The 14,994-nt window shown below is 64.2% G+C and carries 13 protein-coding genes; 10 read left to right on the top strand and 3 right to left on the bottom strand.

All coding sequences use genetic code 11. From position 1 onward, the window contains the following. Positions 1–25: 25 nt before the first annotated feature. Together GCN78_RS14650 and mmsB are read left to right on the top strand one after the other, a co-directional pair. Positions 26–1,540: a CoA-acylating methylmalonate-semialdehyde dehydrogenase gene (locus tag GCN78_RS14650; RefSeq protein WP_152252354.1), complete on the top strand. Its 1,515-nt coding sequence runs from the start codon at positions 26–28 to the stop codon at positions 1,538–1,540. A gap of 10 nt (positions 1,541–1,550) precedes the next feature. Further along, positions 1,551–2,456: a 3-hydroxyisobutyrate dehydrogenase gene (gene mmsB, locus GCN78_RS14645; protein WP_152252353.1), complete on the top strand. Its 906-nt coding sequence runs from the start codon at positions 1,551–1,553 to the stop codon at positions 2,454–2,456. On the opposite strand, the gene GCN78_RS14640 is transcribed toward mmsB, so the two are convergent. Next, positions 2,453–2,845, bottom strand: a complete 393-nt coding sequence (locus tag GCN78_RS14640) for a DUF1090 family protein (protein ID WP_152252352.1) — start codon at positions 2,843–2,845, stop codon at positions 2,453–2,455. The genes mmsB and GCN78_RS14640 overlap by 4 nt on opposite strands. 134 nt (positions 2,846–2,979) lie before the next feature. Between GCN78_RS14640 and GCN78_RS14635 the strand changes: the two genes are divergently transcribed. The 4 genes from GCN78_RS14635 (at position 2,980) to GCN78_RS14620 (ending at position 7,011) form a co-directional block, all read left to right on the top strand. Then, entirely contained in the window at positions 2,980–3,819 is an 840-nt protein-coding gene (locus tag GCN78_RS14635) for a tetratricopeptide repeat protein (RefSeq protein ID WP_152252351.1), read from the top strand. Then, positions 3,816–4,811 carry a tetratricopeptide repeat protein gene (locus GCN78_RS14630; RefSeq protein ID WP_152252350.1) on the top strand — a complete coding sequence of 332 codons (996 nt, stop codon included), beginning with the start codon at positions 3,816–3,818 and terminating at the stop codon, positions 4,809–4,811. The genes GCN78_RS14635 and GCN78_RS14630 overlap by 4 nt, the downstream gene beginning before the upstream one ends. Before the next feature lie 65 nt (positions 4,812–4,876). Continuing rightward, the gene (locus tag GCN78_RS14625; protein WP_152252349.1) at positions 4,877–6,091 is read left to right on the top strand and encodes an AGE family epimerase/isomerase; all 1,215 of its coding nucleotides are present in this window, start codon (positions 4,877–4,879) and stop codon (positions 6,089–6,091) included. Further along, complete coding sequence (locus GCN78_RS14620) at positions 6,088–7,011, top strand: carbohydrate kinase family protein (protein ID WP_152252348.1); 924 nt, start codon at positions 6,088–6,090, stop codon at positions 7,009–7,011. The genes GCN78_RS14625 and GCN78_RS14620 overlap by 4 nt, the downstream gene beginning before the upstream one ends. A 5-nt stretch (positions 7,012–7,016) precedes the next feature. On the opposite strand, the gene GCN78_RS14615 is transcribed toward GCN78_RS14620, so the two are convergent. Together GCN78_RS14615 and GCN78_RS14610 are read right to left on the bottom strand one after the other, a co-directional pair. After that, positions 7,017–8,087 carry a LacI family DNA-binding transcriptional regulator gene (locus GCN78_RS14615; RefSeq protein ID WP_152252347.1) on the bottom strand — a complete coding sequence of 357 codons (1,071 nt, stop codon included), beginning with the start codon at positions 8,085–8,087 and terminating at the stop codon, positions 7,017–7,019. Further along, positions 8,071–9,984, bottom strand: coding sequence for a glucokinase (locus GCN78_RS14610; RefSeq protein WP_152252346.1), 1,914 nt, complete (start codon positions 9,982–9,984; stop codon positions 8,071–8,073). Before GCN78_RS14610 ends, GCN78_RS14615 begins: the two co-directional genes overlap by 17 nt. A gap of 345 nt (positions 9,985–10,329) precedes the next feature. Between GCN78_RS14610 and GCN78_RS14605 the strand changes: the two genes are divergently transcribed. From GCN78_RS14605 to GCN78_RS14590, 4 genes are all read left to right on the top strand, one after another. Further along, positions 10,330–11,619, top strand: coding sequence for a maltoporin (locus GCN78_RS14605; RefSeq protein WP_152252345.1), 1,290 nt, complete (start codon positions 10,330–10,332; stop codon positions 11,617–11,619). A 244-nt stretch (positions 11,620–11,863) separates the two neighbouring features. Then, positions 11,864–13,117, top strand: a complete 1,254-nt coding sequence (locus tag GCN78_RS14600; protein ID WP_086143001.1) for an ABC transporter substrate-binding protein — start codon at positions 11,864–11,866, stop codon at positions 13,115–13,117. Positions 13,118–13,232: 115 nt separating this feature from the next. Beyond that, positions 13,233–14,117, top strand: a complete 885-nt coding sequence (locus tag GCN78_RS14595) for a carbohydrate ABC transporter permease (protein WP_086140640.1) — start codon at positions 13,233–13,235, stop codon at positions 14,115–14,117. Beyond that, positions 14,114–14,989 (top strand): carbohydrate ABC transporter permease, encoded by an 876-nt coding sequence (locus tag GCN78_RS14590; protein WP_152252344.1) that lies wholly within the window; start codon positions 14,114–14,116, stop codon positions 14,987–14,989. Before GCN78_RS14595 ends, GCN78_RS14590 begins: the two co-directional genes overlap by 4 nt. The last annotated feature ends 5 nt before the right edge of the window (positions 14,990–14,994 follow it).

Genomic DNA, 14,994 nt, shown 5'->3' with positions numbered 1-14,994 from the left:
TACCGACATCATGGAGTCTCAAAAAATGAATCAAGCCCTCACCTCAGTCCCCGCCATCCCCCTGCACATAGCCGGCAAGCACCACGCCTCGACCAGCAGCGAATGGCGCGACGTCATCAACCCGGCCACGCAGGAAATCGTCGCCAAGGTGCCGTTTTCCACGCCCGATGAAGTCAACCTGGCCGTCGCCACGGCCAAGGAAGCGTTCAAGACCTGGCGCAATACCCCGCTGGCCGCGCGCATGCGCATCATGCTCAAGTACCAGCAGCTGATCCGCGACAACATCGGCGCCCTGGCCGAACTGATCACGCGCGAACACGGCAAGACCCTGCCGGACGCGGAAGGGGAAGTGATGCGTGGCCTGGAAGTGGTGGAGCACGCGTGCTCGATCGCCACCCTGCAGCTGGGCGAGATCGCGGAAAACGCGGCCACCGGCGTCGACGTCTACAACATCTATCAGCCGCTGGGCGTGGGCGCCGGCATCACGGCGTTCAATTTCCCCGTCATGCTGCCGTGCTTCATGTTCCCCATCGCCATCGCCTGCGGCAATACCTTTGTGCTGAAACCGTCGGAACAGGACCCGTCGTCGACCATGTACCTGGTGGAACTGATGTACCAGGCGGGCTTGCCTGCCGGCGTGCTGAACGTCGTGCATGGCGGCGCCGACGTCGTCAACATGCTGTGCGACCATCCCGACATCAAGGCCGTGTCCTTCATCGGCTCGACCCACGTGGGCACGCATGTGTACCGCCGCGCCAGCGAATCGGGCAAGCGTGCGCAATCGATGATGGGCGCGAAAAACCATTGCGTGGTGCTGGCCGACGCCAACAAGGAACAGGCGATCAATAACCTGATCGGCGCGGCCTTCGGCGCGGCCGGCCAGCGCTGCATGGCCAATTCCGTCGTCGTGCTGGTGGGCGAGGCGCGTTCCTGGCTGCCGGAAATCGTCGCCCGTTCGCAAGCGCTGAAAGTGGGACCGGGCAGCGACCGCACGGCCGACCTGGGGCCGATGGTCTCCAAGGCGGCTATGCAGCGGGCGGAAAAGCTGATCCAGGCGGGCGTGGACGAAGGCGCGCAGCTGCTGCTCGATGGCCGCGGCCACAAGGTGGCCGGCTACGAGGGCGGCAACTTCATGGGGCCGACGATTTTCTCGAAGGTGGCGGCGTCGAACTCCGTCTACACCCAGGAAATCTTCGGCCCCGCCATGTGCGTGGTCGAAACGGACACGCTGGACCAGGCCATCGCCTTCATCAACGCCAACCCGAACGGCAACGGCACCTCGATCTTCACCTCGTCCGGCTGGGCCGGGCGCAAGTTCCAGAACGAGATCGACGTGGGCCAGGTGGGCATCAACGTGGCCATTCCCGTGCCCGTCGCCTATTTCAGTTTTACCGGCTCGCGCGCGTCGAAACTGGGAGATTTGGGCCCGAACGGCAAGCAAGCCTTGTACTTCTGGACGCAGACCAAGACCGTCACGGCGCGCTGGTTCGCCCCGGACGATGGCGGCAGCGGCGTCAACACCACCATTGCGATGAAATAAGGAGGCGGCGATGAGCACCAAGATCGTTTTCATCGGCCTGGGCAACATGGGCTTGCCCATGGCGCAAAACCTCGTGCGCGCCGGCCATGCGGTGACGGGTTTCGATTTGCTGCCGGCCAGCGTGCGGCAATTTGCCGACGGCGGCGGCCTGGTGTCCGACGACCAGACGGCGGCGATAGGCGCCGCCGACATCGTCATCACCATGCTGCCGGCCAGCCGCCACGTGCTGGGTGCTTATTTGGGTAACCCTTTGGGGGACGCCGGCATCCTGGCGCAGGCGCGGCCCGGCACCTTGCTGATCGACTGCTCGACGATTTCCACCGAGGCGGCGCGCCAGGTGGGCCGCGCTGCGCAGGACAAGGGCATGCCCATGCTGGACGCGCCCGTCTCCGGCGGCACGGCGGGCGCCACCAACGGCACCCTGACCTTCATGGTGGGCGGCGAAGAGTCCGCGCTGGCGGCGGCGCGGCCTTACCTGGACGTCATGGGCAAGGCGATTTTCCACGCGGGCGGCTCGGGTTGCGGCCAGACGGTCAAGATCTGCAACAACATGCTGCTGGGGATACTCATGATCGGCACCAGCGAAGCGATACGCCTGGGCGTGGCCAATGGCCTGGACCCGAAGGTGGTGTCGGACGTGATGGCGAAAAGCTCGGGCCGCAACTGGACCCTGGAAGTGTACAACCCGTGCCCGGGCGTGGCCGAGAACGTGCCCGCGTCGCGTGGCTACACGGGCGGCTTTGGCGTCGACCTGATGCTCAAGGACCTGGGGCTGGCCGTGGAAAGCGCGCTGGCCAGCGGCGCGAGCGTGCCGCTGGGCGCCTTGTCGCGCAATTTATATAGCTTGCACAGCAAGGCGGGGGCGGGCGCGCTGGATTTCTCCAGCATCTACCAGATGCTGGGCGAGAAAGCTTAGGGCTGTTGCGCCTGCAGGGCCGCCAACTCCGCCCTGGCTTTTTCCAGCTTGCCTTCCAGCTTGGCGATCTTCTTCGGCTGCTTGTTGGCTTCCTGGGCCAGGCGCAGCGAACGCTCCGTCTGGCTTACTTTTGCCTGCGCCTTCAGCACCTTCTTGTTATGGCGTTCGATCAGCGCGTTGTCGCTGCAGTGGGCATTGACTTCGTCGAGCGCGCGCGTCAGGCCAGCGACCTTGTCGGACAGGCCCTGTTCTTTGGCCTGGCGCAATTCGCTGCGGATGCTTTCGCGCTTGGCGGCGCAGCCGGCCAGCTGCGTGTCGGCGGCGCTGGCGGCGGCGCTGGCGGCGAGGGCGACGAGCAAGGTCAAGGCGGTTTTCGATAGGTGGTTCATGGTGTTCCTGTGTCAGTGGTGGGCTCGTGCAATGTAAGCCTGCCAGCCTGCCCTGTCAAACTTCGCGTGCCGTGCGCGCCTTCCTGGCGCGCCATCGGCTACCATGCGTGTTTTCTTCTTCCCGACACCGTCGCATGCCCAAGAAATTACTGTTGCTGATGCCTTTTCTTTTGCCGTTGCCCCTGCTGGCCCAGACTTCGCCTACCTTGCTCGACCTGCAGCTGATCGCCATCAAGGCGAGGGCGGATGTGACCAGCCATAGCCCGGAAAGCATCGCCGAATTTGCCGAGACCCGGCGGCTGGCGGAAACGGGCGACGTGGAGGCGCAGCTGGAACTGGCGCGCATGCTGCAGTTGGGCGTCGGCGCGCCGCAAGACACGGCGCTATCGATGGCCTGGGTACGCAAGGCGGCCGAAGGCGGCTATGCGCCGGCGCAAGCGGCCTTGGGGCTGGCCTATACCGTGGGTGGCAAGGTGCCCGTCGACCGCGTGCAGGGCGAAGTCTGGCTGCGCAAGGGCGTCGCGCAAGGCGACGAACTGGCGCAAACCATCCTGGCGCTGGAATTCATCGATGGCGGCAGCAGTGCCGAGGAACAGACCCTGGCTATCCAATGGTTGAAGAGGGCGGCCGAACAGAACTTCGTGCCCGCGTATAACGCGCTGGGCGAGCACCTGATGCGCGCGGCGACCGATGAGCAGGAGCGCGGCGAGGCCTTCCACTGGTATGACAGAGCGGCGCGCGAAAAGGAGCCAGCCGGCATGCGCAACCTGGCCCGCGCGCACGAGCTGGGCCTGGGCGTGAAACGGTCGGACAAGCTGGCCCTGGTCTGGTACGAACGGGCGGCATGGAGCGGCGACGTGCCCGCCATGCGGCGCATGATCGAGGTGTATGTCAAAGGCGAACTGGGACAACAGGCGAATGCGGAAGACGCTGCCGAATGGCGCGACAAGCTGGCGGAAAGTGAAAAAAAATGAAGACGATCGTATTGATATTGAGCCTGGCACTGGCGCAGAACGTGCTGGCGCAGCCAGCCGCCGAACCGGCGCCGCGCCAGCATCCGGCCCTGGCCGAATTCGACATGTCCGGCCTCGACGACATGCGCGCGCGCGTGCAAGCCGTGATCAACCGCCCGGCCGACCTGTCGCCGGACAAGGTCGCCGCCTTCGACAAGACGCGCCGCGCCGCCGAAGGGGGCGACACGGCCGCTCAGCTGGAGCTGGCGCAGATGCTGCATGGCGGCGAGGGCACGCCGCGCGACGTCGACGCGGGCCTGGCGTGGATGCGGAAATCGGCCGAAGGCGGCTATGGCCCGGCGCAGGCTTTCCTCGGCGTGGCCTACACGCTGGGCCAGGGCATGGCCGTCGACCGCAAGCTGGGAGAGTACTGGTCGCGCAAGGGCGCCGCGCAAGGCGTGGAGCTGGCCAACTACACGGTGGCCATGCATTTCGAGAATATCCACAGCAGCGCGGCAGAGCAGGCGCACGCGCTGCACTGGCTGAAGTTCTACGCCGAAAACGGCTTCATTCCCGCCTACAATGAGATCGGTTACCGCCTGATGATGACGGCGCAGGACGACGCGCAGCGCAAGCAGGCGTTCGGCTGGTACATGCGGGCGGCCAAGGCGCTCGATCCGCCTGGCTTGAACAATGTCGCGTATTCGTATGAAGTGGGGCAGGGCGTGGGGCAGAGCGACGAGGCGGCCCTGGGCTGGTATGAAATGGCGGCAATCGCCAAAAGCCCGCCGGGCCAGACGGGCTTTGCGCGCCTGCTGGAGCAGGGCCGTGGCGGCCCCACCCGGCAAGGGCCGGCGCCCCAGCCCTTCGCGCTGTACCTGCTGGCGGCCAGGCAGGGTGACCTGGATGCCATGCGGCGGCTGGTCAAGGTGTATGAGAATGGCGAGCTGGAACAGGCGACCGACCCCACGCAAGCCGCGCTGTGGCGCGAAAAGCTCAGGCTGGCAAGGTAGACCGAGACGGCGTGAAAACGGCATGCTATCATCATTGTTATCGATAACAATATCATGAGAGACCCATGAATCCCGATTTCCGCTCCAGGGACATGCTCGAAAAGCATATCCGGCACACGATGCACTTTTACCACCCGCGCGCTGTTGACCCGAGCGGCGGCTTTTATCACTTCTTCCTCGACGATGGCACGGTGTACGACGCCAGCACACGCCATCTGGTCAGCAGCACGCGCTTCATCTTCAATTACGCCATGGCTTACCGCCATTTCGGCGACGACGATTACCAGGCGGCCCTGCGCCACGGCGTGGCCTTCCTGCGTGACGCGCACCGCGATCCCGCCACGGGCGGCTATGCCTGGCAACTGACATGGCAAGACGGCGTCAAGACGGTGGAAGACGACGCCAATCACTGCTACGGCCTGGCCTTCGTGCTGCTCGCGTATGCCCACGCCCTGCAGGCGGGCATGGCGGAAGCGCGCGCCTACCTGGACGAGACCTTCGAATTGATGGAGCAGCGCTTCTGGCTGCCCGAACACGGCCTGTATGCGGACGTGGCCAGCGCCGACTGGTCCACCCTGGACGGCTACCGGGGCCAGAACGCCAACATGCACGCCTGCGAAGCCATGCTGGCCGCGTTCGAGGCGACGGGCGAGGCGCGCTATCTGCACCGCGCCGAAACGCTGGCGCACAACATCACGGTGCGCCAGGCGGGTCTGGCGAACGGCATGATCTGGGAACACTACACGCCCGACTGGTCGATCGACTGGGACTACAACCTGCACGACAAGAGCAATATCTTCCGCCCGTGGGGCTACCAGCCCGGCCATTTCACGGAATGGGCCAAGCTGCTGTTGATCATGGAGCGCCACGCCAAGTTCATGGCCGGACCGTCCGACTGGCTGCTGCCGCGCGCGCGCGCCCTGTACGACACGGCGCTGGCCAAGGCCTGGGATGGCGCGCATGGCGGCATCCACTACGGTTTCGGCCCGCAGGACGAGATCTGCGACGGCGACAAATACTTCTGGGTACAGGCGGAAAGCTTCGCCGCGGCCGCCGTGCTGGCCGCGCGCACGGGCGACGAGGCCTACTGGCACAGCTACGACAAGATCTGGGACTACAGCTGGACGCACTTCGTCGACCATGAACACGGCGCCTGGTACCGCATCCTGACGCCGGAAAACCAGAAGATCAGCAACGAGAAAAGCCCGGCCGGCAAGGTCGATTACCACACCATGGGCGCCTGCTATGAAGTGCTGAACGTGATCGGCGGTGAAGCATGAACGCCGCCAATTTCCCACGTTTTGTATCGGCCGGCGAAGCGCTGACGGACATGCTGCGCACGGGGCCGGATTCCTGGAGCAGCCAGGTGGGCGGCTCGACGTGGAACGTGGCGCGCGTGATGGCGCGCCTGGGCGTGCCCAGCGCCTTTGCGGGCGCAATCAGCCGCGACGTCTTCGGCGACGCGCTGGCCGCTGCCACCGAGGCGGCGGACCTGGACATGCGCTTCCTGCAGCGCCATGCGAAGTCGCCGCTGCTGGCCATCGTGCATGAACTGCATCCACCCACGTATTACTTCATCGGCGACGACAGCGCCGACCTGCATTTCGATGCGTCGCTCTTGCCGGCCGGGTGGATGCAGGGCGCGCAATGGGTGCATTTCGGCGGCATCAGCCTGGCGCGCGAACCGCTGGCGGGCAAGCTGGTGGCGCTGGCGCAGGAACTCAAGGCCGCTGGCGTGAAGATCAGCTACGACCCGAATTTCCGCATCATGATGGATGAACGCTACGACGCCACACTGCGCCGCATGACGGAGCTGGCCGACGTGATCAAGGTGTCCGATGAAGACCTGGCGGGCCTGTTCCGCCATGACGACATCGATGGCGCGTTCGCCACCCTGCGCGGCTGGAATCCCCAAGCCATGTATTTGTATACGCGCGGCGCGCAGGGCGCGGCGCTGTACCAGGGCGAGCAGGCATGGCAGGCGGCGCCGCCCGTCATCGAGGTGGTCGATTCGGTGGGGGCGGGCGACGCCAGCATCGGCGGCTTGCTGTACAGCCTGATGTATCGGCCAGAGGCCGACGGCGGCGAGCATCTGCGCTTTGCCGTCGCGGCCGGAGCGGGCGCCTGCCTGGCGGCCGGCGGCTCGCCGCCGTCGGTGGAACTGGTGGAGTCGCTGGCGCAGCGCACGCTGGTGCGGTAGCCGTATCAACCCCGCGTCACGGGTCCCGACGATGCCCGCGCCATCAAGGTAAAGTCCATCAGGCGATGCGTGGCGGGCGCCGTTTCTCCCGCGCGGCGCTGGCGGATTTCGTCGATGACGAGACTGACGGCGGCGCGCGCCATGTCGGCGATGGGCTGGTGGATGGTGGTCAGCTCGGGCCAGACCGTGGTGGCGACGGGCGTGTCGTCGAAGCCGCACACGCTCAATTGCGCCGGTACCTGCAAGCCCATGCCGTGCGCCACGGCCAGGGTGGCGGCGGCCATGTCGTCGTTGCTGGCGAAGATGGCGCTGGGGTGCGGTGCCTGCGCCAGCAGCTGGCGCGCCGCGTCGAGCCCCGAACGATACGTAAAATAGCCTTGCGCCACCCGGTGCGGCGCTACCCGCAAGCCCGCTTCCCGCATGGCGTCCTCGAAAGCCTGGCGGCGCAGCAGGGCGGGCGTGTGCGCCGGATCGCCTTCGATGAAACCGATGTCGCGGTGGCCCAGCGCGAGCAGGTGGCGCGTCATGGCCAGCGCGCCTTCGTAGTCGTCGATGCGCACGGCCGACACATCTGGCGAGGGGCGCGCCGTGGCAACGGCGATGGCGGGAATGCCCATCTGATTCAGTTGCGCCAGCACTTCCGGCGAATCGCACAGGGGCGGCGGCACGAGGATGCCGTCCACGCCGGCCGCCACCAGGCAATCGATGCCGGCGCGCTGGCTGTCGAGGTCTTCGCAGCGTTCGAGCAGCAGCTGGCCGCCGCCCTGGCGGCACTGCTCCATGGCGCCAACCAGGAATTCACTGAGGAAGGCCGCGCTGGGATTGCTGTACAGCAGGCCGATGCGCAAGGTGCCCGTGCGCGCGGCCCGCGCCGCCAGGTTGGGCTGGTAGCGCAGGCTGGCGATCGCCGCCTCGACCTTGTCGCGCGTGGCCGCGCTGACGCTGCTGCGTCCATTGATCACGCGCGATACCGTCATGGCCGACACGCCGGCCACGCGCGCCACGTCATGCACGGTGGCGCCGCTGGCCGTATCGGGGGCGTGGGCGGCGGGCGCCGCCTTATTCGAGGTGGCCACCGAATTTCAGCTTGCCGCTGATGCGCATGCCGTGCAATTGACCTTCTTCCAGTTCGGCGGCGCTGGTGCGCTGCGCCGTGTCGCGCCGCGCCAGCCCCACCGACAGGATGTCGAGCATCATCAGCTGCAGCAGGCGCACGATCATGGGCACGAAATTGAGGTTGCCTTCCGGGTGGTTCAGGGTCAGCAGCACGTCGGCCAGCTTGGCCAGCGGCGAACCGCTGGCCGTGATCGCCAGCACGCGCGCGCCGCAGCCCTGCGCCACCTTGACGGTGCGCAGCAGGTCGGGCAGGGCGCCGGAACGCGAAATGACCAGCGCCACGTCGCCCGGCTTCAGCATGGCGGCGCTCATTTCCTGCGCCTGCGGATCGGCAAAGAAGCTGCTGACGATGCCCAGGTTGAGCAGCTTGTGCTGCATGTCGTCGGCCACCACGCGGGCGCTGCCGACTGCCAGCAATTCCACGCGCTGCGCACCGCGCAGCAGTTCGATGGCGGCCGTCAGCGCTTTGACGTCGAGCATGTCGCGCAGGGCCAGCGCGGCCGAGGCGTTATTGCCCAGCACTTTGCGCGCCAGTTCGGCGTCGGAATCCGAGATCTCCACGTGGCAGTGGGCCACCGTGATGGCGCCGCCCGTCAGGCCCGAAGCGAGCTTCAATTTGAAGTCGGCCAGGCCCTGCACGCCGATCGAGCGGCAAAAACGCATCACGGTCGGCTGGCTGACGCCGACCCGCTGGGCGATTTCGGCGATCGGCAGGGTCAGCATGGCGTTCGGCTCCTTCAAGACCCAGTCGGCCACCTTGCATTCCGAGGGGCTCATCCTGCCGCGCGCCTGGCGCACGGATTCGAGCACGGGCGCGCCGGAATGGGCGCGCTTGAGCTTTTGCGCCAGGATCGCGGCGATGCCCAGAAAAGTAGGCAGTTCGGCCGTGATCAGAAAGGTGGGAATTTGCGCCAGGTATTCGTTCAGGCGGCCCTTTTGCTCGAAGCGGGCGCGGAACTGCGAGCGTTCGAACAGGGGGCCCAGGCGCGGCACGATGCCCCCGCCTATATAGATGCCGCCCAGCGCGCCCAGGGTCATGGCCACATTGCCGGCGATGGAGCCGAGGATGGCGCAGAAGCAGTCCACCGCTTCGAGGCACACTTCGCATTCATTGTTCAGGGCGCGGCTGGTGATGTCGGCCGCCAGCAGGGGCGGCACGTCATGCCGGCCAGCCCGGTCGGACAGGGCGCGGTAGATCAGTTCCAGGCCGCGCCCGGAAGCGAGGCGTTCGGCCGAGACGTGCGACAGTTCGCGCCAGGCGAAGGACAGCACGTCCATCTCGCGCTGGTCGCAGGGTGCGAAGCTGACGTGGCCCCCTTCGCTGCCCAGCGCGATCCAGCGGTCTTCGGCGGGAATCATGCCCGACACGCCCAGGCCCGTACCCGAACCGAGCAGGCCGATGACGCTGTCGGCGCGGGCCATGCCGCCGCCGATCTGCTGGCGCTGGTCGGGCCGCAGATAGGGCAGGGCCATGGCCAGCGCCGTGAAGTCATTCACCACCAACAGGGTATCGAGGCCCAGCGTGGCGCGCATGGCCTCGATCGAGAAGAACCAGTGATGGTTCATCATGCGGATATTGTCGTCGTCGATGGGATTGGCGATGGCGATGGCCGCATGGCGCACGCGCGCCGAACCGGCGGCGCGCGCCTCGCCGCTATCCATATACGCGGTGATGGCGTCGAGCAGCGAAGCGTAGTCGTCGCAGGGCAGCACGGCCACGGCTTCCAGGTGGCCCTGGCGCGTTTCGAGCACGAAGCGGGCATTGGTGCCGCCGATGTCGGCCAGCAGGCGCGGCCCTTCAGTGAAACGCTCCGCCGGATCGCTGCCTGCTACTTCCATTTTTTCATCAATTTTCATGGCGGTGCCTAGTCTCGTATGCGTGCGCTGTCATGGCGGCGCACTGTCGTTATGGCAAAAACCAAGGATTTTAATTCGTATACGTGCCGCGTGCCGAAAAATGCGGGGCACCCGCGCAAATGCTTGCATGCGGCGCCAGAAACGGGCGGCGCCAGCGGAAAAAACAGGGTCGTCAACTGGCACATCCCGGCACAAATAAAGTGTCGCAGAGTAGTCGTAGGATTACAACATAATATGTTGATATTTGTTCGTAGTATAGTTACTATGTCCCTGCTGGAAAGAATTCTGGCCAGTACATTCGGCCACGAATGACTAGATAAAAAATAACTACTGAGGAGACTTACCATGCTGCATCGCAACATGTTGAAGGCCGTGCTGAAAACACTGCCGGCTGCCATCGTCTTAGCCATCGCCAGCGGTTCCGCTGCCGCCGACCCCATGTACCCATCCGACTCCGAAGGCTTCCACGGCTACCTGCGCGCTGGCGCCGGCAGCAATACGTCGGGCGACGGCGGTTCGCAAGGCTGCTTCGGCCTGGGCGGCAACACCATGAAATACCGTCTGGGCAATGAGTGCGACGCCTACACGGAATTCGGCTACACCAAGTCCGTCGCCAAGTCCGGCGGCGTGAACTACCTGGCCACCATCTGGGTCAACGCTTACGCGCCAAACTCCGATTTCGGCGCCAACAAGCTGGGCATCGTCAAGGCCTATGTCGAAGCGCAGGGACTCGATTTCCTGAACGGCGGCACGGCCTGGATCGGTAAACGTTTCTACTACCGTCCTGACATCCACATGCTGGACTTGCAATACATCAACATGAACGGCACGGGCGCCGGCCTGGACCGCATTCCAGCGGGCCCCGGTAAATTCTCGTATGCCTTCTTCAAGGACAACGACTTCAACGAGTTCAATGATGACGGCACCATTCGTGGCACCAAGTCGGCCGTGCGCCAGAACTTCATCTTTGGCGAGATTCCCGTCAATGAAAATGGCACGCTGGACCTGGCCGCCACCTACATCATCGGCGAAGGCAAGGACAACGACGCTTTTGGCAAGAAGCACAACGGCTGGCAGCTGTCGGCCTTCCACCGCCAAGGTAAAGTGTTTGGCGGCGGCAATACCTTCGGCGTGCAGTACGGCGTCGGTCCTGGCACGGGCAAGGGCGCGCAGTTCGGCGCATCGGGCGACACCGGTTTGGGTTCGGACGTGAAACGCACGCGCATCTTCAATGACATGGCGATCCAGCCGATGGCCAACTTCGGCATGGAATTCGTCGCCCTGTGGCAAAAAGACGAGTCGAACGCCAACGGTTCCTCGACCTGGACCTCGGTCGGCGTGCGCCCTGTGTACGCATTCACCGACAACTTCAAGCTGGTGGGCGAACTGGGCACGGACCGCGTGACGCAAGCGGGCGGCCTGCCGGCCAAGCGCCTGACCAAGCTGACCATCGCGCCGACGATCTCGGCCGGTCCTGGCCTGTGGTCGCGTCCCGAACTGCGCGCTTTCGTGACCTACGGCAAATGGAACGATGCGGCCACCGCCTCGGTCAATGCGTCAAACAACGGCGGCCCGATCTATAACAACAATACCAGCGGCACGTCCTATGGTTTCCAAGTGGAAACCTGGTTCTAAGTTAGCAGGCGTTGTAAGTCTAAATCAACCTGGCGCATCCTTCGCGGATGCGTTTTTGGCGCCGTCCCGTGATATAAATGCAATGTAGTCGTTTCATGGATCACGGCGCCGTCTTTACACCAAGATGATGCCCGTTTGCAAGCGGGTCTGAGCACAAGAGCGCCGGCACAGGCGCAGATTTCACCTTTTTCGGCCCCCGTATGCCGAAGCCCCCTAAAAGCTTGATCAAAAAAGGAATGTGGAGATGAAACTGAAATTCAAGATTACCCAACTGGCCGCGTTGACCACCCTGGCATTCGCCGGCAGCGCCTTTGCGACCGACGTGGAAGTGTTGCACTACTGGACCTCCGGCGGCGAAGCGAAGTCCGTGGGCCAGTTGCAGCAAATCGTGAAGGAAAGCGGCTTTGGCTGGAAAGACTTCGCCGTGGCCGGTGGCGCTGGCGAAAACGCCGCGACCGCGCTGAAAACCCGCGTCATTTCCGGCAATCCGCCAACGGCCGCCCAGATCAAGGGCCCGTCGATCCAGGAGTGGGGCGCGGAAGGCGTGCTGGCCAATATCGATGATGCCGCCATTCCAGGCAAATGGGATGCCGTGCTGCCGAAAGTCGTCGCCGACATCATGAAATACAAGGGTCACTACGTTGCCGCTCCCGTCAACGTCCACCGCGTCAACTGGATGTGGGTCAATCCGGAAGTGCTGAAAAAAGCCGGCGTGGCCACCACCCCGACCACCTGGGATGCGTTCTTCGACGCGGCCGAGAAAATCAAGAAATCGGGCGGCATCGCGATCGCCCACGGCGGCCAGCCTTGGCAGGACGCCACCGTGTTTGAATCCGTCGCGCTGGGCGTGGGTGGCACGGAATTCTACAAAAAGGCCATCCTCAAGCTGGACCAGAAGGAATTGACCGGCCCGACCATGCTCAAGGTGTTCGACACCCTGGGCAAGGTGAAGACCTACATCGACAAGGATGCGGCCGGCCGCGACTGGAACCTGGCCACCGCCATGGTCATCAACAACAAGGCCGGCTTCCAGTTCATGGGCGACTGGGCCAAGGGCGAGTTCACGGCCGCCGGCAAGGTGCCGGGCAAGGACTACCTGTGCGTGGCCGCGCCTGGCACGGACAAGGCCTACACCTTCAACATCGATTCGTTTGCCATGTTCACGCAAAAGGATGCGAATGCGAAGAAAGGGCAGATCGCCCTGGCCAACGCCATCATGAATCCGAAGTTCCAGTCGATCTTCAATCTGAACAAGGGTTCCATCCCCGTGCGTTCCGGCGTTTCCAAGGACAAGTTTGACGCTTGCGCCCTGAAATCGATGGAAGACATGGACGCCACCAACAAGAACGGCGGCCTGGTGCCATCGTTCGCCCACGGCATGGCGCTGCCATCGGCCACGCAAGGCGCCGTGACCGACGTCATCGCCAAGTTCATGAACACCAACATGAGCTCGAAAGACGCGGTTGCCGCCCTGGCCAAAGCGGCAAAAGTGAAGTAATCACGACGGCGCCGGCATTCCCGCCGGCGCCCGCTGCATCGCATGCATCGCAGGCGCCCGCCCTGGCGTTCGTCCAGGCCGGCGCCACACGCAGTTCTACTTCAACGGCTGTCCTATGTCCATACGCAAGCAATTCGACCGATGGATACCGCAGATGGTGTTGGGCCCCACGCTCATCGCCAGCCTGGTATTCGTCTATGGTTTTATCTTTTTGACCGGTTGGCTGTCGCTGACCGAATCGCGGCTGATGCCGAACTACGAGTTCGCCGGCCTGGTGCAATACATCGAGCTGTTCGACAACGAGCGCTGGTGGACCTCGCTCAAGAACCTCGGCATCTTCGGTGTCCTGTTCATCGGTTGCAGCATCGCCATCGGCCTGTTCCTGGCCATCCTGCTGGACCAGAAAATCCGCGCCGAAGGCGCGCTGCGCGCCATCTACCTGTATCCGATGGCGCTGTCCTTCATCGTCACCGGCACGGCCTGGAAATGGATGCTCAATCCCAGCCTGGGCCTGGAAAAGGTCATGCACGACTGGGGCTGGACCTCGTTCACCTTCGACTGGCTGGTGAATTCCGACATGGCCATCTACACGGTGGTGATCGCCGGCGTCTGGCAGTCGTCGGGCTTCGTCATGGCGCTGTTCCTGGCCGGCCTGCGCGGCATCGATGATGAAATCATCAAGGCGGCGCAAGTCGATGGCGCGTCGCTGCCGACGATCTACTGGCGCATCGTGATTCCCGCCATGCGTCCCGTGTTCTTCAGCGTGCTGCTGATCCTCGCGCACATCGCCATCAAGAGCTTCGACCTGGTCATCGCACTGACGGCTGGCGGACCTGGCAATTCGTCGTCCGTGCCGGCCATCTTCATGTACCAGTTTTCCTTCACCCGCGGCCAGCTGGGCCTGGGCTCGGCATCGGCCATGATGATGCTGGCCACCATCGTGGCCGTGCTCGTGCCGCTGATGTACCTGGAAACGCGCAGCGCAAAGGCGATGAGATGACACACACACCTACAAGTAACAACAAGCTCACCCTGGGACGGGTGGTGCTGTACCTGCTGCTGATCCTGTTCGCGGTGTACTACATCGTGCCCCTGTACGTGACCCTGTCGACGTCGTTCAAGTCGCTCGACGAGATCCGCAGCGGCAACCTGCTGGCACTGCCGCACGTATGGCAGTTCGATTCCTGGTCCAAGGCCTGGTCGTCGGCCTGCACGGGCGTCACCTGCGACGGCATGCAGCCGTTCTTCTGGAACTCGATCAAGATGGTGATTCCCGCCGTGCTGATCTCGACCTTCCTGGGCGCCTTCAACGGCTATGTGTTCGCGCACTGGCGCTTCCGCGGTTCGGAAATCCTGTTTGCCGCCTTGCTGGTGGGGTGCTTCATTCCGTTCCAGGTGGTGATCCTGCCGATGGCGCGTTTGCTGGGCGAATTCGGCCTGGCCAATACGACCACGGGCCTGGTCTTCGTGCACGTGGTGTACGGCACGGCCTTCACGACCCTGTTCTTTCGTAACTACTATATCGGCGTGCCGGAAGAACTGATCAAGGCGGCGCGCATCGACGGCGCCGGCTTCTTCCTGATCTTCCGCAAGATCGTGCTGCCGATTTCGGGTCCGATTTTCGTCGTCTGCATCATCTGGCAGTTCACGCAGATCTGGAACGACTTCCTGTTCGGCATCGTCTTCGCCAGCGGCGATTCGCAGCCGATCACGGTGGGCTTGAACAACCTGGTCAACACGTCCACGGGCGTGAAGGAATACAACGTCAACATGGCCGCCGCGGTGATTGCCGCGCTGCCGACCCTGCTGGTCTATCTGGTCGCAGGCCGTTATTTTGTGCGCGGTCTGACCGCAGGCGCAGTCAAAGGTTAAGGAAA

The sequence above is a fragment of the Janthinobacterium rivuli genome (assembly GCF_009208735.1).
Lineage (GTDB): Bacteria > Pseudomonadota > Gammaproteobacteria > Burkholderiales > Burkholderiaceae_D > Janthinobacterium.
Note: the sequence above shows the minus strand (reverse complement) of the source record. Positions and strands in the feature narration are given on the sequence as shown.